Below are 21697 nucleotides of genomic sequence, written 5' to 3'. Positions count from 1 at the left end.
GACGGCGGGGCGGTCACCCCGGGGACCGCTCACCCGAGAATGGTGCGGAGCGCGTTCTCCAGTTCTCGTGAGTCGGCGTGGCCGGACGAGCGCCAGGCGATGATCCCGTCGGGCCGTACGAGCGCGGCGCCGGCGGCGTCGATCCCGTACGCGGCGGGGAAACGGCCCTCCGGGTCGCCGAGGCCCGCCGCGCTCCCCACCACATGCGTCTCCAGCGGGACGCCGACCGCGCGTGCGGCCTCGGCCGCCGCCTTCTCCCAGGAGCCGCCCTCCGCGCCCGCGAGGAGCGTGAACGCGGTGCCGAACAGGTCGCGGGTCGAGACCGGCGCGCCGTCGCGGCTCAGCCACACGTGCGGCGCCCGGGTCCCCGCGCGTCCCGACGGCGAGGCCGGGTCCTCGAAGAGCGCGTCCCTGTCGCCCGGTTCGGCGACGAACGCGCCCGATGGGCAGACGTATCCGAACAGTCCCACCGCGGGGTCCATGATCTCGGCCACGCTGTCGTCGTGCAGGTGAGGAGCATGGCGCTGGACCATGTTCGCGTACTGCTGCTCGGCCAGGACGTCGGCGTACGGCCGGCGTTCGGCGTCGTAGGAGGCGATCAGGCCGGGGCCCGCCACGCCCGACAGCGTGTACGCGATCCTCCAGGCGAGGTGGTAGCCGTCCATGACGGCGGAGTTGCCGCCCTGGCCGCCGCTCGGCGGCATGAGGTGCGCGGCGTCCCCGGCGAGGATGACCCGCCCGGATTGGAAGGTGTCGGCCACACGGGTGACGTACCTGTCGGAGGACGACCAGGCGGTGTCCACGATCCGGAGGTCGAGATCGGGCACACCGCAGGCGGTGCGGATCATGTCGGCGAGCTGGTCCCTGCCGGGCTCCTCGCCCGGGGCGAAGACGGAGTTGAAGATGTAGCGGCCGGGGTCGTCGGTCGTCACCACGGTCGCCGACCCGCCCGGCAGCGCGGCGTTGCGCACGTAGAACAGGGCGAACGAGGCGTCCCTGCGCGACACGTCGAGGTCGGCCTCGAACTGGAGGAAGACCGATCGGCTGGGCCGGGACGAGGTCCGCCCGTGGACGGTGATCCCGGCGGCGTCCCTGATCGTGCCCTTGTGGCCGTCCGCGGCGACCAGGTAGCGGGAGGTCACGGTGTGCCGCCGCCCGGTCGCGGTGTCCAGGAGCGACGCGACGACCTCGTCGCCGTCTTCCCGGAAGGACTCCAGGGCGGTGGAGAACCTGATCTCGGCCCCGAGCTCGGCGGCCCTGTCGGCGAGGATGCGCTCGGCGCGCTCCTGACTGGTCGCGGCCATCGGTATCGGGGATAAGCGGGAGAAGTCCGGCGCGGCCTCGACGAAGTCGTGCATCACCGTGCCGGTGACGCTCTCCGCGATGACGATGATGCCCAGGTTTTTCCCGGGTGGCGCCGCCGCGGCGAACCGCCCGGCCACCTCCGCCGTGGCGAGGGCCTCCATGGTGCCGGGCATCTGCCCCCGGGCCTTGGGCTGGATGGACAGGCCCTCATGGCGTTCCACCACGAGGGCGGGCACCCCGTGGAGGCCGAGGAACATCGCGGTGGAAAGCCCGGCCAAGCCGGCTCCGGCGACGAGGACGGGTACGGACTCCGCTGGCATGATTACTCCTTGGGCGACCGGAAAGTCGTTCGATGGATAGGAAATCTCGGTTCATCGAGATATCTTTCTTTTATGAGCCCGGTGGAGTCGTCGTGTCAAGGCACAGATCCCAGATGCTGCGCTCGCTCATGGAGGCGATGCGCGAGAACGCCGGCCGCGGGGTCGTGCTGCATCAGGTCATCGCGGATCGGTTCGGGCTCGGGCCGACCGACCTGAAGTGCCTCGACCTCGCCCGCCACGAGCCGGAGCTGACCGCGGGGCGGCTGGCCGAGCTCACCGGCCTGAGCACGTCGGCCGTCACGTCCCTGATCGATCGGCTCGAACGCGGGGGCTTCGTCGAGCGCCGGCGGGACGGCCTCGACCGCCGCAAGGTGCTGATCCGCTCGACGGGACGGCACGAGGCCGCGCTGGAGGAGATCTTCGCCCTGTTGGAGTCGGAGTTCGGGGCGATCGCCGCCGACTACGACGACGAGCAGCTGGCCCTGCTGACCGAGTTCGTCGCCCGGCTCAACGCGCGGGCGCACGAGGTGACCGCCACTCTGACGGGCCGCCCCCGGCGCTGACCGCCCGCGCGGTGCCGCACGCGAATTCGCGCGGCGCCCGCCATAACGGCGGCGCGCGCTATGGAGGCGTCGTACGTCAGGCGGTCACGCCGGGGAGGCCGACGCGGTCGGGGACCTGGCGGGGCAGCTCGCGCAGCCAGCCCTCCACGTCGGCGGGCCACCAGCGGCCCGCCGACAGCCCGCGCAGCGTCTCCTTGACGGCACCGGCCGAGGCGGGGCTCGGCACCACCCGGGTCGGCGCGGCCCCGGCGAGCACGCCGAGCCACCAGTGCCGCCGCGTGGGCGTCAGGCCGTCGGGGTCGAGGACGATGTAGTAGTCGGGCAGCACCAGCCGCTCGGCCCGCAGCGCGCCGACCGCCGTCTCGATGGCGACCTCGAGGCCGCCCACCGGCGTCGTCCCGTCGAAGAAGCCGCTCCACGCCTCGCCGACCTCGCCCAGGGGATCGGCGTCGTGCAGCACGTACGTCGCGCTCGCCCGCGTGACCACGTCGGTCATCTCGGCCGGGGTCCGCTCTCCCCGGATGATCGCCCGCACGTTGTGCAGACCGTCGAGCCCGGAGATCACCTCGGTGGCCCGCTCACCGGCCACCACGACCACTGTGCTGCTCAGCCGTCGCATACGGGAAGTCTAGGAAGCCGGGTGATAACCGTACGTGCCGGGGGTAGCCAGCACGGGTAGGGCGATCAGGGCTGTGTGAGGAGCGGGAGGAGAGCCGGGGTGCGGGACAGGGACCGCTGGGTGCTGACCGACGGCGCGTGGACGGCGAGCGCGAGCGAGCGGGACCGTACGGTCGCCGACCCGGCGACCGGGGAGCCGGTGGGCGACTTCCCCGCCGGGTGCGCCGAGGACGTGGAGCGGGCGGTCGACTCGGCCCGCCGCGCCCAGCCCGGCTGGGCCCGTACGGCTCCCGCCGAGCGGGCCGCGTGCCTGCACCGGATGGCCGACCGGATCGAGGCCCGCGCGGGCGAGCTGGCCGAGCTGGTGACCAGGGAGATGGGCAAGCCGATCGGGGACAGCCGCGGCGGCGTGGCGGCGGGGATCGGCACGCTCCGGCAGTACGCCGAGCTGGGGCCGCTGCACCGGGGACGGAGCCTGCAGGGCGGCTGGGACGCCACCGACCTGATGGTCCACGAGCCGCGCGGCGTGGTCGCGGTGATCACGCCGTGGAACGACCCGGTGGCCATCGCGTGCGGGCTCGTCGGCGCGGCCGTGGTGACCGGCAACACGGTCGTGCACAAGCCGTCGGAGCGCACGCCGCACACCGGGGCGCTGCTCGCCGAGCTGATGGCGGCGGAGCTGCCGCCGGGGGTGCTGACCATGGTGCCGGGCGACCGGCACCCCGGCGAGACCCTGGCCGCGCACCCGGGCGTCGACCTCGTCGCGCATGTCGGCTCGACCGCCGCGGGCCGGGCCATCGCCGCCGTGGCCGCGCGCACCGGCGCCAGGACCCTGCTGGAGAACGGCGGCAAGGACCCGCTGATCGTGGACGCGGGCGTGGACGTGAAGTGGGCCGCGGGACAGGCGGCGACCGGCTGCTTCGCCAACGCCGGGCAGATCTGCACCTCCGCCGAGCGGGTCTACGTCCACCGCGACGTCGCCGAGGAGTTCCTCGCCGCGCTCGTGCAGCGGGCCGAGGAACTGCGCATGGGGCCCGGCATGGACGAGGAGACGGCGCTCGGGCCGCTCGTCGACCGGGCCCAGCGCGACGTCGTGGACCGGCACGTACGCGGCGCGATCGAGGCGGGGGCACGACTGCTGACCGGCGGATACGTGCCCGAGGGGCCGGGGGCGTTCTACCCGCCGACCGTCCTGGCCGACTGCACGGAGAACATGGACGTCATGCGCGAGGAGACGTTCGGGCCCGTCGCGGCGGTGCGGGTGGTCGAGTCGTTCGACGAGGCGCTGGAACTGGCCCGCGAGTCGCGGTACGGCCTGGCGGCCACCGTGCTCACCCCGGCGATGGCCAACGCACAACGGGCCTGGCGCGAGCTGCCGGTGGGCACGGTGAAGATCAACGCGGTCTTCGGCGGAGCGCCCGGCGGCGCGGCCCAGCCGCTGCGCGCCAGCGGGCACGGTTTCGGGTACGGCCCCGAGCTGCTCGACGAGATGACCCACACCAAGGTCGTCCACCTGAGCCCGCTCCCCTGAGCCGATCGCCGGGGGCCCGCTGCCAAGAGATTCTGAGCTTTGACCCGACACTGAGCACGGGGCGCGCGTTCGGCGGCGGCGTGCTGCCTACCGTCTTCCTCGTACGATCCGTGACCTCGGGGGAGAATCATGATCATCTGCTCGGCCGCCGCCGCCCTCGCCGCGACCCTGATCGCCGGACCGGTCGCGTCCGCGGACCCCGCGCCGCCCGCGGGCCCTTCCACGGGCGGCACGGCGCCGATCGCGGCGCCGCCCGACACGGCGGTCTACAACCCCTACTACGGCCCTTCCGGCCCTGACAACGGCCCGGTGTACGCGCCCGTCGCCATGCCCGTCGCCGCCGGCCCCGCTCCCCTCATGGGGCAGGCCGGCGAGCCCAAGCAGGCCGTCTATCACACGAAGAGCAAGGACGGCGTGCGGAAAGACGTGTTCGTCGTCCCGATCTCGGACGACCCCTCCAAGCCGATCACGCTGCCCGACTTCGGCTTCAAGAAGTTCCAGGTGACGGACAAGCCGCGCGCCCACACCCCGGACGCCCACGCTCCGCGCGCACACAAGTCCCACGACCGCACGGCGCGCCAGCACCGCGCCGTCCGGGGAGGGGGGAAGAAGCACCGCCACGGCGGCAAGGGCCTGCGCCGCCACCGCTGACGATCAGGCCGGGACGGGCAGGTGGGCCCTGGCCCTGCGGCGTTCGGCCTCGGCGCGGGTCGTCGCCTCCCTGACCGGGCGCTGCACGAGCATCCCCACCAGCGTGGCGGCGGCCGCGCTGCCCAGCCCGATGACCCAGCCCGCCGGGCCGAGTGGCCGGCATCCGAAGACGGCGCTGACTCCCGGCACCGTGACGATGAGCCACAGGACGGCCAGCGACGACAGCGACGCGAGCACGACGATCTTGTCCCGGCCGCCGCCCGCGAGCGTCTGCAGGAGCTGCGCGGACACGAGCGCCACCAAACCGATGGTGTTCGCGCGCCCGCGGGTGCCGGTCACGCGTCCCAGGATCCACGCGGCCGTCGCCGCCGCCGTCGTGACCACCGCGCGCAGGTAGATGTCGCGGGTCAGCGACGCGCCCAGCGACGCCTCGGGGCCCTCGGCGAGCAGCTTGTCCGGATCGGTCGAGGCGGGCGGCCGTACGGCGACCGCCATGGCCGGCACCATGTCGGTCAGGAGGTTGACCAGCAGCAGCTGCCGGGCGTTGAGCGCGCTCCCGCCGGCCAGCAGGTTCGTCCCCACGGTGAACGCGATCTCGCCGACGTTGCCGCCGAGGAGGATGCTCAGCGAGTCGCGCACCGAGGTCCACATCGCCCTGCCCTCGACGATGGCGTCCACGATCGTCTCGATGCGGTCGTCGGTGACGACGAGGTCGGCGGCGGCCCGCGCGGCGGGCGTCGCGCGGGACCCCAGGGCGATCCCGACGTCGGCGGTGCGGATGGCGGGCGCGTCGTTGGCGCCGTCGCCGGTGACCGCGACGACCTCACCCGCGCGGCGCAGGCACGTGACGATCCTGGCCTTGTGCGCGGGCGTGGTGCGGGCGAAGACCGCCACGTCGGGCAGCACCTTGGTCAGCGTCTCGTCGTCGAGCTCGTCCAGCTCGGGGCCGGTCATGACGCGCTGGCCGTTCAGCGCGTTGAGTTCGACCGCGATCGCCTCGGCGGTGCTGGGATGGTCGCCGGTGACCATGACGATCCGCACACCGGCCCGCGTGAGGCGCCTGACGCTCTCCGCGGCCGTCGGCCTGACCGGGTCGGCCAGGCCGAGGAAGCCGAGGAAGCACAGCTCCTCGATGCGCGACTCGTCGAGATCGCGCCGGTCGGAGGCGGGCCGCTGCGCGACGGCGAGCACGCGGTAGCCCTGCCGGGCCAGCCGCTCCACCTCGCGCTCCAGCTCCATGCGTACGGTCTCGTCGCAGGCGACCGGGCCGGTGTCGCGGTGCACGGTGGTGCAGTGGGTGAGCACGATCTCGGGGGCGCCCTTCACGCTGAGCAGGTGCCCGTGCTCGGTGCGGCCGAGCACGGCGTGGTAGCCCCGGCCCGGCTCGAACGGCATCTCGTCCACGCGCTCCCAGCTCTCGAACCCTTCCTGGGGCGTGACGTCCAGCCGGTGCGCGCCGTCCAGCACGGCGCGGTCGGTCGGGTGGGCGATCACCCGTCCCCCGCCCGAGCGGGGACTGGCCCGGACGGCCGCGGCGAGGACCCGCCGCAGCGCGGTGTCCGCCTCCTCGACCGGACGGCCCGACCACCCGTCCGACAGGTGCCGCAGGCTGATGCGGCCCTCGGTCAGCGTGCCCGTCTTGTCGAAGCACAGCACGTTGACCCGGCCCAGGGCCTCGATGGTGGACGGGTTGCGCACCAGGGCGGCGCGCCTGGACAGCCGTCGTGCGGCGGCCAGCTCCGCCACGGTGGCGACGAACGGGAGCCCCTCGGGCACGGCGGCGACCGTCAGGCTGACGGCGGGCGTGAGCGCCGCGGCCAGCGGCCGTCCGCGCAGGAGGTCGGTGAGGAGCAGCACGACACCCGAGGCGATCGACAGCGGCAGGATGCGGCGGCTCAGCTCCCGCAGGCGCAGCTCGACACCGGTGGGCGGGCTCGGCTCGCCCGCGAGCCTGGCGCTGCGCCCCGACTCGGTCATGTCGCCGGTCGCGACGACCACCGCCCGGCCGCTGCCCGCCGCGATCGACGTTCCCTGGTAGACCATCGAGCTGCGGTCGGCGATGGCCGCCGCCACGGTCGGCGCGGCCGTCTTGGCGACGAGCTGGGACTCGCCGGTGAGCGTGGACTCGTCGGCCTCCAGCCCCACGGCCTTGATGACGCGGGCGTCCGCGGGCACGGCGTCCCCGGCGCGCAGCTCGATGACGTCGCCGGGCGCGAGCTCGTCCTTCGTCGTCTCGACGACGCCCTCGGGGCGGCGCAGCCGTACGAGGACCTCGGTGGACTCGGTCAGGCGATGCAGCGCCCGGTCGGCCTTGAACCGCTGCACGCCGCCGAGGAACGCGTTGATGACCATGACGCCGCTGATCAGCACGGCGTCGAGGGCCGAGCCGACGAGGGCCGAGATGCCCGCGCCGGTGGCCAGGGCGGGCGTGAGCGGGTTGGCTAGCTCCTCCACCGTGGCCCGGGCCAGCGAGCGCGGACCCTCCTCCGCCTCCTCGGGCGCGGCCTCCGCGCGGCGCCTGCCCGCCTCCTGCTCGGCGATGCCCTCCGAGGAGGAACGGAGCCGGGAGAGCACCTCACGCGCGGACATGGCGTGCCACGGGGTGGTGTCGGCGCGGGCCGGGGTGGCGATGCGCCCGGCGTTCTGCCCGTCCCACTCGCCCAGCACGATGGCGGCCAGCGACACGGCCGCGCTGGCGAACTGCCCCCGGCGCAGGGAGGTGGCGGCCGGGCCGGCGACGGCCAGCAGGGTGCCGACGCACGCGCCGGCCGCGCCGAGCCGTACGGCGTTCCCGCTGTTGCCGCGCGCGCGGGGCAGGCAGCGCAGGAACAGGTGGACGCCGTGCAGCTCGCCGGCGATGTCGGCGTCCCATGGCACCATGCGTCCGGGCTCGGCGGCCGCGGGATCGACCACCCCGAGGCCGATGTCGGCCTGGGCGAGCGATTGCCGGGCGCCCCTGGACACGACGACCACGCAGTGGCCCGCCGCCTGCAGGTCGTACACGTGCTCGGCGAGCTCGGGGCCTCCGGGCAGCGTACGGCCGATCGCGAGGCGCTGCGCCAAGCCCTCGTAGCCGTCCTCGTCGCCGCCCGCGAGCAGGACCGTGCCGGCCGCCTTGGCCGCGCCGACGACGGGTACGGCCAGGGCGTCGATCTCCGGGGCGAGACCGGCGACGGCGACCCTGGCGCCGTCCCTGGACACCTCCACCGCGCGCAGCCCGCGTGACCGCCAGAGGGCGGCGTCCGGGAGCAGGGGATCGGCGTCCTGCAGCGGGCGGACCGACCAGCCCTCCACGGTTCTGGCACGGCCGGGGTCGGAGAAGTCGATGAGGGAGTAGAGCCGGGAGTACAGCTCGTCGGTGTCCTCCCCCGCACGCAGCGGCTCGACGCGGTCGATCGTCCACGAGCCGGTCGTCAGCGCGTCGGCGTGCAGGACGACGGTGTCGACACGGTCCATCTTGCGCAGGCAGTCGGCGTCGAAGACGACCGTGTCGTGCTTGCCGAGCGCGCGGCTGATCGCGCCCGCGAACGCCTCCCGGCTGAGGTCGGCGACCCTCGGAGTGGCGGAGATGAGGATGGACACCGACCGCTCGCCCCGCATGAGCACCCGCGTCAGCGCGTACCCGGCGGCGCTGATCGGGGCGACCACGTCGGCGTAACGCTCGATCGGCCCGTGCGGCAGGTGGGTCGGCCGCTGCCGGGCCTCGGCCCTGATGTGGTGGTAGGCCCCCGGACGCGTGGCCAGCCGCTCCTCCAGCCCCTCCCAGGCGTACCGGCTGGCCCTGGTCTCGATGTAGCGGCCCACGTTCGCGACGGCCTGCACGAACAGCGCGGTGGGGCGGAGCGTGAGGGTCTGGGTGACGAGGTTGGCGGTGGTGAACAGGGCGTCGGTGGGACGGCGCCCCAGCCGGTGGTCGAGCTGCTCGCGGATCGTGGGCGTGGCGTTGGCCAGTTGCAGCAACGCGGGCACGGCCGCCGGGAGCCGAGGGGCCCGGATCGCCTTGCCCAGGAAGATCAGTCCGATTCCGGCGACGCCGGCCGTCAGCCGCACGGTCGCCCGCAGGTGCTCCTCCACGAGGTGGACGGGGCTCTCGTGGGCGTGCTCCTCCTGCTCGTCGAGCTCCACGGTGACGGCCAGCAGCTTGTCCTGGTCGACCTGATGCGGGTCGCAGGCGACGAAGACCGCACCGATGCGGCCGTTGACCTCCGCCCGCTCGACGCCGGGGACGGTCTCAAGCCGCTCCTCCAGCCTGGCGGCCGCCGCCTCGGAGCCGGGCCGGCCGATCCCGCGCAGGTCGATGCGCAGCCCGCCGGGGCAGAGGTGCACCTCGCGAGGGCTCGGAAGCAGGTCGCGGAACGGCTCGGGCAGCACGCCGCGCAGCAGAGACGCGGACGTCGTGAGCACCTGGTTCAGGAACATTCGGCTCTCCAGCAGACGGGAGCCCGGACGCCGGGTCCGGGGTGGAGCGGGCGGCCGCACCGGCGGATCAGCCGGTCGGGCCAGGTCGCCTCGTCACCGCGGCGCGAGCGCGCGGCGGCGGTTGCACCACGTCGGCGGATGGCCGCCGACGCCGGTGGCGGGCTGCTGGAGTGCCCGGAAACAACTCATCACCCCTCCTCGCGAGAGTCGGGGGGAACTCACGGCTGGATTTCGCCTGAACCCGTACTAAGGCTCAGGCGCTGGTCATAACGGTCGTACGACCGTCTCGGATACCTTTCCTCCATCCGGAGCACGAGAAACGCGGGAATGCGAGAAACGCCGGAGTGCGAGAGATGTGGGGGGGTGTGGAAGGCGCGGGGGGTGTGTGACGCGCCGCCGCGATCGGCGCGGTGGGGGCCCGCGTCGGGCCGCGAGGTCACCCGACGGTGAAGGCGGGCCAGTCGAGCAGGGTGAGCAGCTTGCGCAGGCCGGGCCTGGCGTTGGCCAGCCGGATCGGCCGGCCCAGGGGGATGTCGGAGAGCAGGGCCAGGGCGCGCAGGCCGTAGAGGTCGATGAACTGGAGTTCGGCGACGTCCACGGTTCCCGTCCCCGGCCTCGTCCACTCCCTGTGCAGGGTGTCGGCGATGGCGTCGCCGTTGGTGAGGTCGATCTGCCCGATCAGCCGTACGGAGCCGTTCCCTGAGGCGCGTACGACCAGTTGCTTGTCGAGGTAGAGCGGGGTCTTAGTGTTCAGGGCCGATTCGAACGACCCGTTGACGGTCATCATGTCGGTGCCGCCTTCCTGTAGAGGGGCAGCCACCTCCGAGCATCACCGTCGCTGCTCACCGATGTCAACCGAACGGCCGTCCGGATGGCCGTACGGCCGATCGACGCTCCGCCGTCGCAGCGCCCGCTGCCTGCGACGACGCCGTGCCGGCCGTACGGTTGCACGGTGACGTAACTCACGTTTATCGCACGAAGAAGGTTTCAGGGTTTGCGCGCCACGCCACCGACGAAGGTGTGGTAGGTGATGCCGCGCTCGACGAACTCCTCGGGTTCCGGCCGCCATTCGGCGAGCGGCACCAGGCCGGGTTCGAGGAGCGGCATGTCGCCGAAGAAGGCCAGGATCTCGTCCCGGGTGCGCCACCGGCCCGTGCCCAGGTTCTCGTTGAACAGCTTCTCCGCCGAGGTCGCCTGCGCCGACACCTCGGGCATGCCCGGCCCCGGGTTGTGGAAATGGGACAGCGCCAGATAGCTGCCGGAGGGCAGGGCCTCGCGGAACCGGGCGGCGATCCCCTGAGGGTCCTCGTGGTCGTTGACGTGGTGCAGGATCGCGAACAGCAGCAGGGCCACCGGCTGGTCGAAGTCGATGAGCGAGCGGATCCTGGGGTGCCCCAGGATCGCGTCCGGGTCGCGGATGTCGGCCTCGACGACCGTGGTGCTCCCGTTGGTGGCGAGCAGCGCCCGGCCGTGCACCAGCACGATGGGGTCGTTGTCGACGTAGACGACGCGAGACCGCGGGGCGACCTCCTGGGCCACCTCGTGCACGTTGCCCTGCGTGGGCAGGCCCGAGCCGATGTCGAGGAACTGCCGGATGCCCGCCTCGGCCGCCAGGTGGCGGACGACCCGCCGGAGGAAGGAGCGGTTCGCCCGGCCCGCCGCGGGGGCGTCCGGCGCGATCCGGAGCGTCGCCTCCCCCACCTGCCGGTCGATGGCGAAGTTGTCCTTGCCGCCGAGGAAGAAGTCGTAGACACGGGCGATGCTCGGCTTGCTCGTGTCGATCCTGATGTTCTCCCGGTCGTGCTCGGCCGGGGCGTCGCCCGCGTGCTGGTCGTTGTCGGCCATGACCCGTCCTGTTCCTCGCTGCACCGGTTCAGATCGTGATCATGCTAAAGCCGCCGGGAGCCAGGAGAGGGATGTTTGCGATAAGTGGCACGAACAGGTCGGTCAACGGATGAGACCGGTCGCGGTGGGCGGCCGCCGGAAGGGGCCGCCCACGAGCGCCGGATCAGACGCTGACGCCGACCCCGCCGCGCGTCTGCGCGCCGTACCGCTCCAGTTCCTTCGCGAGGTCGAGCGGCTTGATCTGGGCGCGCCCGTCCAGGATCTCGTCGGTGAGCAGGTCGGCGGGCACCAGCCAGGAGACCTCGAACTCCAGCCCGTCCGGATCCTTCGCGTAGAGGGCCTTGGTGGTGGAGTGGTCGGACGCGCCGGCCAGGGCGTTCATCTCCGTCAGCCTGGTCGCGATCCGATGCAGCTCGGCGAGCGTGTCGACCTCCCAGGCGAGGTGGTAGAGGCCGACCGTCGCGCGCCCGGCCGACGACGGCCCGGCCTGTGCCCCGATCTGGAACAGCCCGAGGTCGTGGTCGTTCGAGGAGCCCTCGGCCTGCAGGAACGCCGCCCCGGGGAACGCCTGTACGACGCGGAACCCGAGGGCCTCCTGGTAGAACGCCACGCTGCGGGAGACGTCCCGCACGTACAGCACGGCGTGGTTGAGTCGCTGGACCGGCATGACGCCCTCCCGAAAACTTGAACTCTCAAGTAATTGTACCTCGGTGGGTTTCCCGGAAACTGTCGGTGGCAGGTCGTACCGTGGCCACCGGGCACCGCCAGGGGGTGGCGCAGCCGCCCACCGGCACCGCACGGCGCCGGAAGTGGGCGGTCCGGCGAGGGGTGCCGGCGACGAGGCCGGCGGAGGGGGACGTCATGATCGTGGACAGGGCGACGCGGGAGCACGAGGACAACCTGGTCCTGTTCCGGGCGGTGCACGAGGTCGCGGTCCGTCATGCCGGCGCGCCCTACCACCAGGTGATCTCGGCGCTGACCGCCGGCCTGCCCGGCACGCCCCGGCTGGCCGCCGACGAGCTGCGGCGCATCGCCGAGGAGATCAGCCTCGGCCGCGACCCCTCGGGCCTGTGAGCCGCTGAGCGCCTGACCGCCCCGGCCTCTCGGGACGCACGCGGGAGACGGTGGGGCGCGGACGGCGGAAGTGTCAGTTCCTCCAGTGGATCGGCATGTTCTGTCCCATGGCGCAGGTGGTGGGCTGCGATCCGCAGAAGGCGGCCTGCAGGTCGAGCGAGCGGGTCTTGGTGATCGGTTGCTGTTGCTGTCCCATGACGAAGGTGGGGGAGACGGCTCCGGTGAGGCTCTGGTTGAACCTCCCCTCGCCGGACCTGCTCTGGCTGCCGCTCGCTCGTCCTCCTTTGATCACCTGACCTCCGCCTCCCCCCGGCCCGTGGACGCGGAAGGCCGGGACCCCCTCCCGCACGGGCGGCGGGGTGACACGCGCCGTCGCCGGCTGTGCGGCGCAGATCCCCGTCGCCGGGATCACGAGCGCGGCCAGGGCCAGCCGCCGGGCCGTGAGGACCACGGTGTCGACGGGGGGCAGCGTCCAGTAGCGGGACATATCGGTATGCGCCTTCCTGCTGGACGGTCGACGGTGCGCGTCGCCGTCCGGTTCTGTGGAACGGCGGCCTCATACCCCGCCGGAGCGGGGCCGTGACCTGAGCTGGACAAGATCGGCGCAGGTCCTTACGGCTTCTTGGCGCCCGGCCGGGGCGCTCGCGTCGCGTTCGAAGGTCACGCCGGCATCGCCGGTGCGTCGCGGGACGGCGACGGCACTCCTCAGGGCCTGTACGGAGTGCGGTGCGCGGGGCCGAGTACCGGGCGGCTCTCGACGACGTGCTTCATGACCAGAGTGGATGTCAGCCGCTGGATGCCGGGGAGCGTGGCGAGGTGATCGTCTTCCAGGCGTTGGTAGGCGGTGAGGTCGGCGGTGAGGACGCGTAGGAGGTAGTCGGGATCGCCGAACAGGCGTTGGGCCTGGACGACCTGGGGGATCCCGGCGACGGCCTCCTCGAAGCTCAGCAGGGTGTCGCGGTCCTCCTGCCGCATGGTCACGAAGACGAGCGCCTGGAAGGGCAGCCCGACGGCTTCGGGGTCGACGATGGCCCGATAGCCGCGGATGGTCTTGCTGCGCTCCAGCTCCCGGAGCCGGCGGTGGCAGGGTGACACGCTCAGCCCGACGCGTGAGGCGAGCTCGGTGACGGTGAGGCGACCGTCTTCTTGCAGCAGGGCAAGGATTTTCCGGTCGATGGCGTCCATGGGGTGGATCCTTCTATTCACGCGGCTGTACGGGCAAGAAGTCGGCACCATTTTCCGGCTGTTCGCAGGTACTTTCCTTGCGAGGATCCGCTCGCCGAGGAGAGACGCCCATGCCCGTCGGCTCCATCGTCGCTTTCTGGGGTGTCGCCCTGCTGCTGATCGTCGTGCCGGGAGCGGACTGGGCGTTCACGCTCGGCGCGGGACTGCGCGACCGGTCCGTGGTCCCGGCCGTGGGCGGGCTCGTGCTCGGCTACGTGGGCATGACCATCGTCGTCGCGGCCGGTATCGGTGCCTTCGTCGCGGAAAATCCCGCAGCGCTGACGACGCTGACCGTCCTCGGCGGCGGTTACCTCGTGTCGCACGGTGTACGGACGCTCGCCTCGCGTTCCGCGCCCGTCACCGCGACCGGGGACACCACAGCCGAGACGCGGGCGAGGACGAGCTGGGCGACCGTCGTTCAAGGCGCCGGAGTCAGCGGACTCAACCCCAAGGGCCTGCTGATCTTCATCGCGCTGCTTCCGCAGTTCACCAGCCCTGACCGGGACTGGCCCCTCCCCGTCCAGATGGGTGCCCTGGGCCTGGTCTTCACGTTCACCTGCGCCGCCTTCTACCTCGCCCTCGGCTCGGTGACGCGAACCGTCCTGAGCTCCCGCCCCGCGACGGCACGGACCGTGAGCCGCCTGGCAGGTGCCGGGATGATCGCCGTCGGCATCTCCTTGATCATCGAAAGGATCGGCGGTGGTGCGGTGTTTTGAACGGTGAGTCCCTAGTGGTGCAGGAGGGCGGCGGGGTCGGCCATGACCTGCTCGATCACCTGGCCGGCCGCGCCGAGGGCGGCCGCCTCGGCACCGAGTCGTGACACGACCACGGGCGGCACGGCGCCGCGCATCTGGCCGAGGCGGGTCTTCAGCGTGTCGGCGACCATGTGGCCGATCCAGGGGAAGAGCGGCGCGTAGATCCCGCCGAGGACGATCGCGTCGGGATCGACGAGGTTGACCGCCGACGACAGGGCCACGCCGAGCGCCCAGGCCGCCCGCTCACACGCGGCACGCGCGTTCTCGTCGCCCTCCCGGAGCCGGGACAGCATCCACGACACGCCCTGCTGCGCGGGCAGGAGCATCTCGGGCGAGGGCGTTTCGCCCGCGGCTCCGGCCGTGTCGGCCGGCCCCTTGTGCGCCGCTCCGGCCGTTTCGGCCGCGTCCTTGTGCGGCATCCCGGCCGGCATGTTCCTGGTCGCTACGGCCGGCGGCGTATCGGCGGCGGGGCGGACCGAGGCGGCGGGACGGACCGAGACCGCGGCGCGGGCGGCGGTCAGGAGGGCGTCCTGGCCTGCGTACTGTTCGAGGCAGCCCCGACCCCCGCAGCGGCACGGCGGGCCGGCGGGGGAGACGACGACGTGCCCGAGCTCCCCGGCGAAGCCGTGCGCGCCCCGGAAGAGCCGGCCGCGGACCACGAGGCCCGCACCGATGCCGATCTCTCCCGACACGTGCAGGAAGTCGGGCAGCCCCGACCCGAACCACAGCTCGCCGAGCGCGGCCAGGTTGGCCTCGTTCTCCACCCGTACGGGGAAGGGAAAGCGCAGAAGCGACGCCAGTGGCACGTCGCGCCAGCCGAGGTTCGGCGCGTTGTGGACGACCCCGCTGGTCATGTCCACGGGGCCGGGCACGGCCAGCACGCCGCCGACCACCCGCAGGCCCTTCTCCACAGCTTCGTCCACAACCGCGGAGGCCAAATCGCCAAGTCGCGCGATCACATCCACAGGGGGCGCGGCCCGGTTGTCCACAGCCTGTGTACGGCGCAGCCGCACCGTCCTGGCGAGGTCGACCACGCACACCGCGAGGTAGTCGACGTTGATCTCCAGCCCGAGGGCGGCGACGCGCTGCCCGCTGATCCGGATCTCGACCCCGGGCCTGCCGCGCTCGCCGTCCCGCACCGCGCCGGTCTCCACCACGAGCCCGCCCTCGATGAGGTCGCCGACGAGCTTGGACACGGTCGTCTTGGTCAGGCCGGTCATCTCGGCGAGGGCGGCCCGGGTCACCGATCCCCGGGCGCCGACCGCGCCGAGGACGAGCGCCAGGTTCCGCGCGCGCATCGCGTCGTGCCGCAGGGCCTGCGTCATCGCACCCTCCGCGCGAGTTCCGCCTCACGCCGAACGGCCCACGTCATCCGTACCTCCACACGCCGGCCGCGTCACGCCGTACGGGCTGCGCCATCACATCCTCCACTGCCGGCGTTGAGAATACGGACACGCCCTCTTGACCCTGCGGCTCATCACGTCGGATATTTAGTCCACAACGTAGACTAATTCGGAGGCGACTCATGTACACCCCCACTCCCGAGGACCGTTTCACGTTCGGGCTGTGGACCGTCGGCTGGCAGGCGCGCGACCAGTTCGGCGACGCGTCCCGGGCCCCGCTGGACCCGGTCGAGAGCGTCCATCGCCTGGCCGAGCTCGGCGCGTACGGTGTGACCTTCCACGACGACGACCTCCTCGCGGTGGAGCCGGACCGGGCCAAGGCGATCGAGAACTTCAAGAAGGCGCTGGCCGACACCGGCATGAAGGTGCCGATGGCCACCACCAACCTGTTCACCCACCCGATCTTCAAGGACGGCGGGTTCACCAGCAACGACCGTGAGGTCCGGCGCTACGCGCTGCGCAAGGTGATCCGCAACATCGACCTCGCCGCCGAGCTGGGCGCGAAGACGTACGTGTGCTGGGGCGGCCGTGAGGGCGCCGAGTCCGAGGCCGCCAAGGACGTGCGGGTCGCGCTCGACCGCTACAAGGAGGGCTTCGACCTCATCTGCCAGTACGTGATCGACAAGGGCTACGACATCCGCTTCGCGGTCGAGCCCAAGCCGAACGAGCCGCGCGGCGACATTCTGCTCCCGACGATCGGGCACGCCCTGGCGTTCATCAACTCGCTGGAGCACCCCGAGATGGTGGGCCTCAACCCCGAGACCGGCCACGAGCAGATGGCCGGCATGAACTTCGTGCACGGCATCGCCCAGGCGCTGTGGCACGGCAAGCTGTTCCACATCGACCTCAACGGCCAGCACGGCCCGAGGTTCGACCAGGACCTCATCTTCGGCCACGGCGACGTGAAGAACGCGTTCTTCCTCGTCGACCTGCTGGAGAACGGCGGCTACGACGGCCCGCGCCACTTCGACTACAAGCCGCTGCGCACCGAGGACAAGCAGGACGTCTGGGACTCGGCCGCGGCCAACATGCGGACCTACCTCATCCTCAAGGAGAAGTCGAAGGCCTACCGCGCCGACCCCGAGGTGCAGGAGGCGCTGGAGGCCAGCAAGTACAACGAGCTGGCCCAGCCGACCCTCGCCGCCGGCGAGACGTACGAGGACGTCCTCGCCGAGTCGATCGACGTGGACGCGGTGGCGGAGCGCGGCTTCCACTTCACCCGGCTGAACCAGCTCGCGATTGAGCACCTCCTCGGCGTCCGCGGCTGACCGGTTCAGTGAGAGCGGAGTAACGACTGTGACGCTGGTCGCGGGGGTCGACTCGTCGACCCAGAGCTGCAAGGTCGTCATCCGGGACGCGGAGAGCGGGGCCCTCGTGCGCGAGGGCCGCGCCCCTCACCCCGACGGCACGGAGGTCGATCCCGACCACTGGTGGAGCGCGCTGCAGAGCGCGATCGAGCAGGCGGGCGGCCTGGCGGACGTCGCCGCCGTTAGCGTGGGCGCGCAGCAGCACGGCATGGTCTGCCTCGACGAGGACGGCGAGGTGGTCCGGCCCGCCCTGCTGTGGAACGACACCCGCTCGGCCGGGGCGGCGGCCGACCTGGTCGCCGAGCTGGGCGGCCCGAAGGCGTGGGCCGAGGCCGTCGGCAGCGTCCCGGTGGCGTCCTTCACGGTGACCAAGCTCCGCTGGCTGGCCCGGAACGAGCCGGACAACGCCCGTCGTACGCGGTCGGTGTGCCTGCCGCACGACTGGCTCACCTGGCGGCTCGCCGGCCGGCCCGGCACGATCACGACGGACCGGGGCGACGCCTCCGGCACCGGTTACTGGTCGCCCGCGACCGGGGAGTACCGCACGGACCTGCTCGAACTCGCCATGGGCAGGGTGCCGGAACTGCCCCGCGTGCTCGGTCCCGCCGAACAGGCGGGAACGGCCGAGCAGGGCGGCGCGCTGCTCGCGCCCGGCACGGGCGACAACATGGCGGCGGCGCTCGGCGTCGGCATGCGGCCCGGCGACGTGGTCGTGTCCATCGGCACCTCGGGTACGGCGTTCGCCGTCGCCGAGGCGCCGTCCGCCGACCCGTCCGGGGCGGTCGCCGGCTTCGCGGACGCCACCGGGCACTACCTCCCGCTGGTCTGCACGCTGAACGCGGCGCGGGTGCTGGACGCGGCGGCCCGGATGCTCCGGGTCACGCCCCAGGAGCTGAGTGACCTGGCTCTGCGGGCCCCTGCCGGTGCGGACGGGCTGGTCCTCGTGCCGTACCTGGAAGGGGAGCGCACCCCCAACCGGCCCGACGCCACCGGTTCGCTGCACGGCCTGCGGCTGGGCAACTCCACGCCGGAGCACCTGGCCCGGGCCGCGGTGGAGGGCATGCTCTGCGGGCTCGCCGACGCGCTGGACGCCCTCGGCCTCGAGCCGCGGCGCGTGCTGCTCATCGGCGGCGGCGCGCGCTCGGAGGCGGTGCGCCGCATCGCGCCGACCGTCTTCGGGCGGCCGGTGCTCGTGCCCACCCCCGGGGAGTACGTCGCGGACGGCGCGGCCAAGCAGGCCGCCTGGCTGCTGTCGGGAGAGCCGGAACCGCCGCTGTGGGACACGGGCGCCGCCGAGCGCTACGAGGCCGATCCCACCCCCGGTCTGCGCGAGCGCTACCACGAGGCCGCGCAGGAGTGACGTCCGAGGTGGGGCCCGCGGGCCGCGTCCCCGAAGGCGCAGCGTCTCCGACAGCCTGGGGCCCCACCCTGAGACGACCCTGACCCTTTCTCGGGGGGATCTACGCGTTGTCCCGGATGTTAGGAACGGGCTGTACGCGGGATCCTCACCATATGGTCAAGAGGTTCTATCCCCTGCTCGCCGGCGGCGGCATCCTGCTCGCGGTCGTCACCGTGGTGGCGGCGCAGGTGAGCGGGGATTCCTTCCTGGACCCCGTCTCCATGACGATCAGCCAGTACGCCGCCCGCGACGGTGGCGGCGCCATCGAGACGGCCATGGCCGTCCTCGGTCTGGCCTCGCTCGCGCTGCTGGCCGGGATGCGCGCGCTCGACGCGCCGGTGCACGGCTGGCCCGCCCGCCTGATCGGCCTGTGGAGCGTCTCGCTCATCGGGGCGGCCGTGGTGCCGTCGGGCACGGCCTGGCAGGGGGACGTCCACGGTGTCCTGTCGGTGGCGGCCTTCGTGAGCGTGCCCGCCGCCGCCATCCAGTTGGTGGGCCGTCTGGGACAGGACGAGCGGTGGAAGGCCGCCGTCCGGCCGCTGGAGTGGCTGACGCTCACCTCAGGGCTCGGCCTTGCGGCCATCACGTACGTTGCGCTGCCCGGCCACGGCGTCATGATCGGCCTGGTGGAACGGCTGCTGCTGACCGCCGAGGTGGCCGTCCTCGGAGTGCTCGCCGTACGGCTCGCGCAGCTCACGTGGGGGCCGGCGCTCAGGGAGCGGCTCGGCGGCCGGCGCACGGCGCGCGACTTCCTGGTCCACCGCTGAGTCCTGTTTTCGCCGCTGAGCCCTGTCACCGCCGGGCGGACGGGGACGGCACGCCGGATCGTGCGGGCGCGGGGGCGCCGCACGGCCTTGGCGTCAGGGCTCGCCGAGCAGGTCGCGCAGGCGCTCTGCGTACGGCCGCCAGTCGAGGCCCCTCGCCGCCGCCCAGGCGTCGTCGTGGCAGGTCGCGAGATGGCGCTCGCCCGCGTCGCCGATCACGCCGACCACCTCGCCGCGCTCGCCACGGTCGCGCATCCGGGTGATCAGTTCGAGGGCGGCCCACAGGTTCGTCCCCGTGGCGGCGCCGACCGCGAGCCCGGTCACCTGCCGTACGTGCCGGGCGGCGGCCACGCTCGCGGCGTCGGGCACGGGGACGACCAGGTCGACGACCGCCGTGTCGAAGGCGGGCTCCATCCGCGGCCGGCCGACGCCCTCGATGCGGCTCGGCATGCCCGTGGCGTAGTCGGGGGCGCCGGTGGCCCAGCCGGGGAAGTAGGCGGAGTTCTCCGGATCGGCCACGGCCAGCCTTCCGCGCAGGCCGCGGGCCCGCAGGAACCGGCCGATCGCTGCGGACGTCGCACCGGTGCCCGCCCCGGCCACGATCCAGCGGGGACACTCGCCGAGCTGCCGGAACAGCTCGTCGGCAAGGCTCGCGCCACGCCAGTCGACCTCGGCCGCGGAGCGGTAGTGGTCGAGATAGTGACCGCCGATCTCCTCGGACAGGCGGGCGGCCTCCTCGTACACGGCGAGCGGGGGATCGACGTACCGGCACGTCCCGCCGAGCCGCTCGACACCGGCCCCGGAGGACTTCTTTGGCATCACCGCGATGTACGGCAGGCCGAGCAGCCGGGCGAAATAGGCCTCGGCGACGGCCATGGGACCGCCGGTGGCGTCGACCACGGTCGTCCCCTCGGTGATCCGCCCGGAGGCGACGGCCTGGGTGAACAGGGCGCGTGCGAGCCTGTGCTTGAGACCACCGGTCGGCTGCGCCGACTCGTCCTTCAGCCGCAGCCGCACACCCCACGCCTCGGGCAGCGGAAACTCGCGAAGCGGCGTGGTGCCCGCGTCTTCGCGCTCCCGGTCCAGGCGCGCGACGGCCTCGGCCGCCCATCCGTTGATCACGTTCGTCCTCCGGCCGTCGCCCTGCCGTGGCCGATCTCCACCGGCGTATGCCGTCCGCGCCCCTGTGAGGCACACTGTCGCACGCGGCAATTGACCACGAACAAGGATGAACAGGACACCATATGACCGACGCCGTGAAGGGCCCCGCCAGCTACTTCCCCTCCATCGAGAAGAAGTACGGCCGGCCGATCGCCGAGTGGAAGGAACTCATCCGCCGCTCGCCGCTGACCAAGCACATGGACCTCGTCTCCTGGCTCAAGGCGGAGTACGGGCTGGGACACGGTCACGCGAACGCCCTCGTCGCGCACACCCTCGCCGAGGACGGCCTCAAGTAGCGGGCACGTCCGGCGTGGCCGGGGCCGAGCCGGGCCCCGGCCACGCCGGACGATGAGAACCGGGTCGCTCAAAACCGTGTCGCTCAAAACCGGGCCGATCGGAATTGGGCCGGTCAGCGCTGGGTCGATCAGCGCTGGGCGGCCGTCAGCATCTTGAGCGCGTGCTCCACGAGCGTGACGAGCACGACCTTGGCCGAGGCGCGGCGCCGTACGTCGCAGAGCAGGACGGGGACGTCCGGGTCGAGGTCGAGGGCGATCCGCACGTCGTCGGGCTCGTGCCGGTCGGCGCCGTCGAAGCAGTTGACCGCGACGATGAACGGCGTGCCGCGCTGCTCGAAGTAGTCGATCGACGGAAAGCAGTCGGTCAGCCTGCGGGTGTCGGCCAGCACGACGGCTCCGAGCGCGCCATAGGACAGCTCGTCCCACATGAACCAGAAGCGCTCCTGTCCGGGGGTGCCGAACAGGTAGACCACGAGCCCTTCCCTGATGGTGATGCGGCCGAAGTCCATGGCCACGGTCGTGGTCGTCTTGCCTTCCACGCCGTCGGTGTCATCGACGCCGACGCCGCGATCGGACAGCACCTCCTCGGTGCGCAGGGGGCGAATCTCGCTGATCGCGCCGACCAGCGTGGTCTTGCCGACGCCGAAGCCGCCGGCCACCAATATCTTGAGGGCGACCGGCTCCTCAGAGGGCGCGAAGGCCATTGATCACTTCCTTGAGAATGCGCTCGCTTGGCAGCGGCGCCACCTTGCCCGGAGCCCGTACGTCGACGAGCCCGAGGTCGTGCAGATCCCCGATCAGGACGCGGACCACGCCCAGCGGCAGGTCGATGTCGGACGCGATGTCCGCCACCGACGCGCCGCGGCGCGCGATCTCGAGGATCCGCCGCTGCTCGGGGCCAATGCCGGGGACGTCCCTCGGTGAGCCCGTGGTGGTCACCATGGTGATCAGGTCGAGCTTGGCCCCGGAGTGCCGCGCCCGGCCCCCCGTCAGTGCGTAGGGCCGGACCAACGGCCCGGCCTCCTCGTCCATCCACTGGGGTCCCGTCATGTGGCCGCCCAT

The 21697-nt window shown here is 72.7% G+C and carries 21 protein-coding genes; 9 read left to right on the top strand and 12 right to left on the bottom strand.

What is annotated here, in order from left to right; translation table 11 throughout:
• Positions 1 to 29 precede the first annotated feature (29 nt).
• Positions 30 to 1625 (bottom strand): FAD-dependent monooxygenase, encoded by a 1596-nt coding sequence (locus tag FLW16_RS21445; RefSeq protein ID WP_142561873.1) that lies wholly within the window; start codon positions 1623 to 1625, stop codon positions 30 to 32.
• 92 nt (positions 1626 to 1717) lie between these two features.
• Between FLW16_RS21445 and FLW16_RS21440 the strand changes: the two genes are divergently transcribed.
• The gene (locus FLW16_RS21440) at positions 1718 to 2188 is read left to right on the top strand and encodes a MarR family winged helix-turn-helix transcriptional regulator (protein ID WP_185949536.1); all 471 of its coding nucleotides are present in this window, start codon (positions 1718 to 1720) and stop codon (positions 2186 to 2188) included.
• Positions 2189 to 2264: 76 nt separating this feature from the next.
• Here the strand turns inward: FLW16_RS21440 and FLW16_RS21435 are convergent, their stop codons facing one another.
• Entirely contained in the window at positions 2265 to 2807 is a 543-nt protein-coding gene (locus tag FLW16_RS21435) for a hypothetical protein (RefSeq protein ID WP_142561871.1), read from the bottom strand.
• Between the two features lie 99 nt (positions 2808 to 2906).
• On the opposite strand from FLW16_RS21435, the gene FLW16_RS21430 reads away from it, so the two are divergent.
• Together FLW16_RS21430 and FLW16_RS21425 are read left to right on the top strand one after the other, a co-directional pair.
• Positions 2907 to 4337 (top strand): aldehyde dehydrogenase, encoded by a 1431-nt coding sequence (locus FLW16_RS21430; protein ID WP_221891201.1) that lies wholly within the window; start codon positions 2907 to 2909, stop codon positions 4335 to 4337.
• Between the two features lie 129 nt (positions 4338 to 4466).
• Positions 4467 to 4988, top strand: coding sequence for a hypothetical protein (locus FLW16_RS21425; protein ID WP_142561870.1), 522 nt, complete (start codon positions 4467 to 4469; stop codon positions 4986 to 4988).
• A gap of 3 nt (positions 4989 to 4991) precedes the next feature.
• Here the strand turns inward: FLW16_RS21425 and FLW16_RS21420 are convergent, their stop codons facing one another.
• The 4 genes from FLW16_RS21420 to FLW16_RS21405 form a co-directional block, all read right to left on the bottom strand.
• Positions 4992 to 9407, bottom strand: coding sequence for an HAD-IC family P-type ATPase (locus FLW16_RS21420; protein WP_142561869.1), 4416 nt, complete (start codon positions 9405 to 9407; stop codon positions 4992 to 4994).
• Between the two features lie 436 nt (positions 9408 to 9843).
• Complete coding sequence (locus FLW16_RS21415) at positions 9844 to 10194, bottom strand: STAS domain-containing protein (RefSeq protein ID WP_142561868.1); 351 nt, start codon at positions 10192 to 10194, stop codon at positions 9844 to 9846.
• A 200-nt stretch (positions 10195 to 10394) separates the two neighbouring features.
• The gene (locus FLW16_RS21410; RefSeq protein WP_142561867.1) at positions 10395 to 11252 is read right to left on the bottom strand and encodes an SAM-dependent methyltransferase; all 858 of its coding nucleotides are present in this window, start codon (positions 11250 to 11252) and stop codon (positions 10395 to 10397) included.
• A 163-nt stretch (positions 11253 to 11415) separates the two neighbouring features.
• Complete coding sequence (locus tag FLW16_RS21405; protein ID WP_142561866.1) at positions 11416 to 11919, bottom strand: VOC family protein; 504 nt, start codon at positions 11917 to 11919, stop codon at positions 11416 to 11418.
• A gap of 65 nt (positions 11920 to 11984) precedes the next feature.
• On the opposite strand from FLW16_RS21405, the gene FLW16_RS45285 reads away from it, so the two are divergent.
• Positions 11985 to 12326, top strand: coding sequence for a hypothetical protein (locus tag FLW16_RS45285; RefSeq protein ID WP_260615444.1), 342 nt, complete (start codon positions 11985 to 11987; stop codon positions 12324 to 12326).
• A 73-nt stretch (positions 12327 to 12399) separates the two neighbouring features.
• Here FLW16_RS45285 and FLW16_RS21395 read toward each other — a convergent pair whose 3' ends face one another.
• The gene (locus FLW16_RS21395; protein ID WP_142561865.1) at positions 12400 to 12813 is read right to left on the bottom strand and encodes a hypothetical protein; all 414 of its coding nucleotides are present in this window, start codon (positions 12811 to 12813) and stop codon (positions 12400 to 12402) included.
• 218 nt (positions 12814 to 13031) lie between these two features.
• Positions 13032 to 13511: an Lrp/AsnC family transcriptional regulator gene (locus tag FLW16_RS21390; protein WP_142561864.1), complete on the bottom strand. Its 480-nt coding sequence runs from the start codon at positions 13509 to 13511 to the stop codon at positions 13032 to 13034.
• 110 nt (positions 13512 to 13621) lie between these two features.
• Here FLW16_RS21390 and FLW16_RS21385 point away from each other — a divergent pair, with 110 nt between their 5' ends.
• The gene (locus FLW16_RS21385) at positions 13622 to 14266 is read left to right on the top strand and encodes a LysE family translocator (RefSeq protein ID WP_142561863.1); all 645 of its coding nucleotides are present in this window, start codon (positions 13622 to 13624) and stop codon (positions 14264 to 14266) included.
• An 11-nt stretch (positions 14267 to 14277) separates the two neighbouring features.
• Here FLW16_RS21385 and FLW16_RS21380 read toward each other — a convergent pair whose 3' ends face one another.
• Positions 14278 to 15630 (bottom strand): ROK family transcriptional regulator, encoded by a 1353-nt coding sequence (locus FLW16_RS21380; RefSeq protein ID WP_142561862.1) that lies wholly within the window; start codon positions 15628 to 15630, stop codon positions 14278 to 14280.
• 200 nt (positions 15631 to 15830) lie between these two features.
• Between FLW16_RS21380 and xylA the strand changes: the two genes are divergently transcribed.
• From xylA to FLW16_RS21365, 3 genes are all read left to right on the top strand, one after another.
• Positions 15831 to 16976, top strand: a complete 1146-nt coding sequence (gene xylA, locus FLW16_RS21375; protein WP_142561861.1) for a xylose isomerase — start codon at positions 15831 to 15833, stop codon at positions 16974 to 16976.
• A gap of 28 nt (positions 16977 to 17004) precedes the next feature.
• Complete coding sequence (gene xylB, locus FLW16_RS21370; protein WP_142561860.1) at positions 17005 to 18375, top strand: xylulokinase; 1371 nt, start codon at positions 17005 to 17007, stop codon at positions 18373 to 18375.
• Between the two features lie 152 nt (positions 18376 to 18527).
• The gene (locus tag FLW16_RS21365; protein WP_142561859.1) at positions 18528 to 19181 is read left to right on the top strand and encodes a DUF998 domain-containing protein; all 654 of its coding nucleotides are present in this window, start codon (positions 18528 to 18530) and stop codon (positions 19179 to 19181) included.
• Positions 19182 to 19274: 93 nt separating this feature from the next.
• Here the strand turns inward: FLW16_RS21365 and FLW16_RS21360 are convergent, their stop codons facing one another.
• Positions 19275 to 20300 (bottom strand): PLP-dependent cysteine synthase family protein, encoded by a 1026-nt coding sequence (locus FLW16_RS21360; protein ID WP_260615443.1) that lies wholly within the window; start codon positions 20298 to 20300, stop codon positions 19275 to 19277.
• Positions 20301 to 20422: 122 nt separating this feature from the next.
• Between FLW16_RS21360 and FLW16_RS21355 the strand changes: the two genes are divergently transcribed.
• The gene (locus FLW16_RS21355) at positions 20423 to 20635 is read left to right on the top strand and encodes a DUF4287 domain-containing protein (protein ID WP_142561858.1); all 213 of its coding nucleotides are present in this window, start codon (positions 20423 to 20425) and stop codon (positions 20633 to 20635) included.
• A gap of 128 nt (positions 20636 to 20763) precedes the next feature.
• Here FLW16_RS21355 and FLW16_RS21350 read toward each other — a convergent pair whose 3' ends face one another.
• Together FLW16_RS21350 and FLW16_RS21345 are read right to left on the bottom strand one after the other, a co-directional pair.
• Positions 20764 to 21339, bottom strand: coding sequence for an ATP/GTP-binding protein (locus FLW16_RS21350; protein WP_142561857.1), 576 nt, complete (start codon positions 21337 to 21339; stop codon positions 20764 to 20766).
• Complete coding sequence (locus tag FLW16_RS21345) at positions 21320 to 21667, bottom strand: DUF742 domain-containing protein (protein WP_179155108.1); 348 nt, start codon at positions 21665 to 21667, stop codon at positions 21320 to 21322. Before FLW16_RS21345 ends, FLW16_RS21350 begins: the two co-directional genes overlap by 20 nt.
• Positions 21668 to 21697: the final 30 nt, after the last annotated feature.

The sequence above is a fragment of the Microbispora sp. KK1-11 genome, from assembly GCF_006874435.1.
Lineage (GTDB): Bacteria > Actinomycetota > Actinomycetes > Streptosporangiales > Streptosporangiaceae > Microbispora > Microbispora catharanthi.
The sequence above is the reverse complement of the archived record's forward strand: the minus strand, read 5'-3'. Positions and strand labels throughout refer to the sequence as shown.

What these genes read in the sequence shown, in the direction of transcription:
- FLW16_RS21445 (WP_142561873.1), bottom strand. Translation starts at nt 1,625, where the DNA reads ATGCCAGCGGAGTCCGTACCCGTCCTCGTCGCCGGAGCCGGCTTGGCC.
- FLW16_RS21435 (WP_142561871.1), bottom strand. Translation starts at nt 2,807, where the DNA reads ATGCGACGGCTGAGCAGCACAGTGGTCGTGGTGGCCGGTGAGCGGGCC.
- FLW16_RS21425 (WP_142561870.1), top strand. Translation starts at nt 4,467, where the DNA reads ATGATCATCTGCTCGGCCGCCGCCGCCCTCGCCGCGACCCTGATCGCC.
- FLW16_RS21420 (WP_142561869.1), bottom strand. Translation starts at nt 9,407, where the DNA reads ATGTTCCTGAACCAGGTGCTCACGACGTCCGCGTCTCTGCTGCGCGGC.
- FLW16_RS21415 (WP_142561868.1), bottom strand. Translation starts at nt 10,194, where the DNA reads ATGATGACCGTCAACGGGTCGTTCGAATCGGCCCTGAACACTAAGACC.
- FLW16_RS21410 (WP_142561867.1), bottom strand. Translation starts at nt 11,252, where the DNA reads ATGGCCGACAACGACCAGCACGCGGGCGACGCCCCGGCCGAGCACGAC.
- FLW16_RS21405 (WP_142561866.1), bottom strand. Translation starts at nt 11,919, where the DNA reads ATGCCGGTCCAGCGACTCAACCACGCCGTGCTGTACGTGCGGGACGTC.
- FLW16_RS21395 (WP_142561865.1), bottom strand. Translation starts at nt 12,813, where the DNA reads ATGTCCCGCTACTGGACGCTGCCCCCCGTCGACACCGTGGTCCTCACG.
- FLW16_RS21390 (WP_142561864.1), bottom strand. Translation starts at nt 13,511, where the DNA reads ATGGACGCCATCGACCGGAAAATCCTTGCCCTGCTGCAAGAAGACGGT.
- FLW16_RS21385 (WP_142561863.1), top strand. Translation starts at nt 13,622, where the DNA reads ATGCCCGTCGGCTCCATCGTCGCTTTCTGGGGTGTCGCCCTGCTGCTG.
- FLW16_RS21380 (WP_142561862.1), bottom strand. Translation starts at nt 15,630, where the DNA reads ATGACGCAGGCCCTGCGGCACGACGCGATGCGCGCGCGGAACCTGGCG.
- xylA (WP_142561861.1), top strand. Translation starts at nt 15,831, where the DNA reads ATGTACACCCCCACTCCCGAGGACCGTTTCACGTTCGGGCTGTGGACC.
- FLW16_RS21365 (WP_142561859.1), top strand. Translation starts at nt 18,528, where the DNA reads ATGGTCAAGAGGTTCTATCCCCTGCTCGCCGGCGGCGGCATCCTGCTC.
- FLW16_RS21355 (WP_142561858.1), top strand. Translation starts at nt 20,423, where the DNA reads ATGACCGACGCCGTGAAGGGCCCCGCCAGCTACTTCCCCTCCATCGAG.
- FLW16_RS21350 (WP_142561857.1), bottom strand. Translation starts at nt 21,339, where the DNA reads ATGGCCTTCGCGCCCTCTGAGGAGCCGGTCGCCCTCAAGATATTGGTG.
- FLW16_RS21345 (WP_179155108.1), bottom strand. Translation starts at nt 21,667, where the DNA reads ATGGACGAGGAGGCCGGGCCGTTGGTCCGGCCCTACGCACTGACGGGG.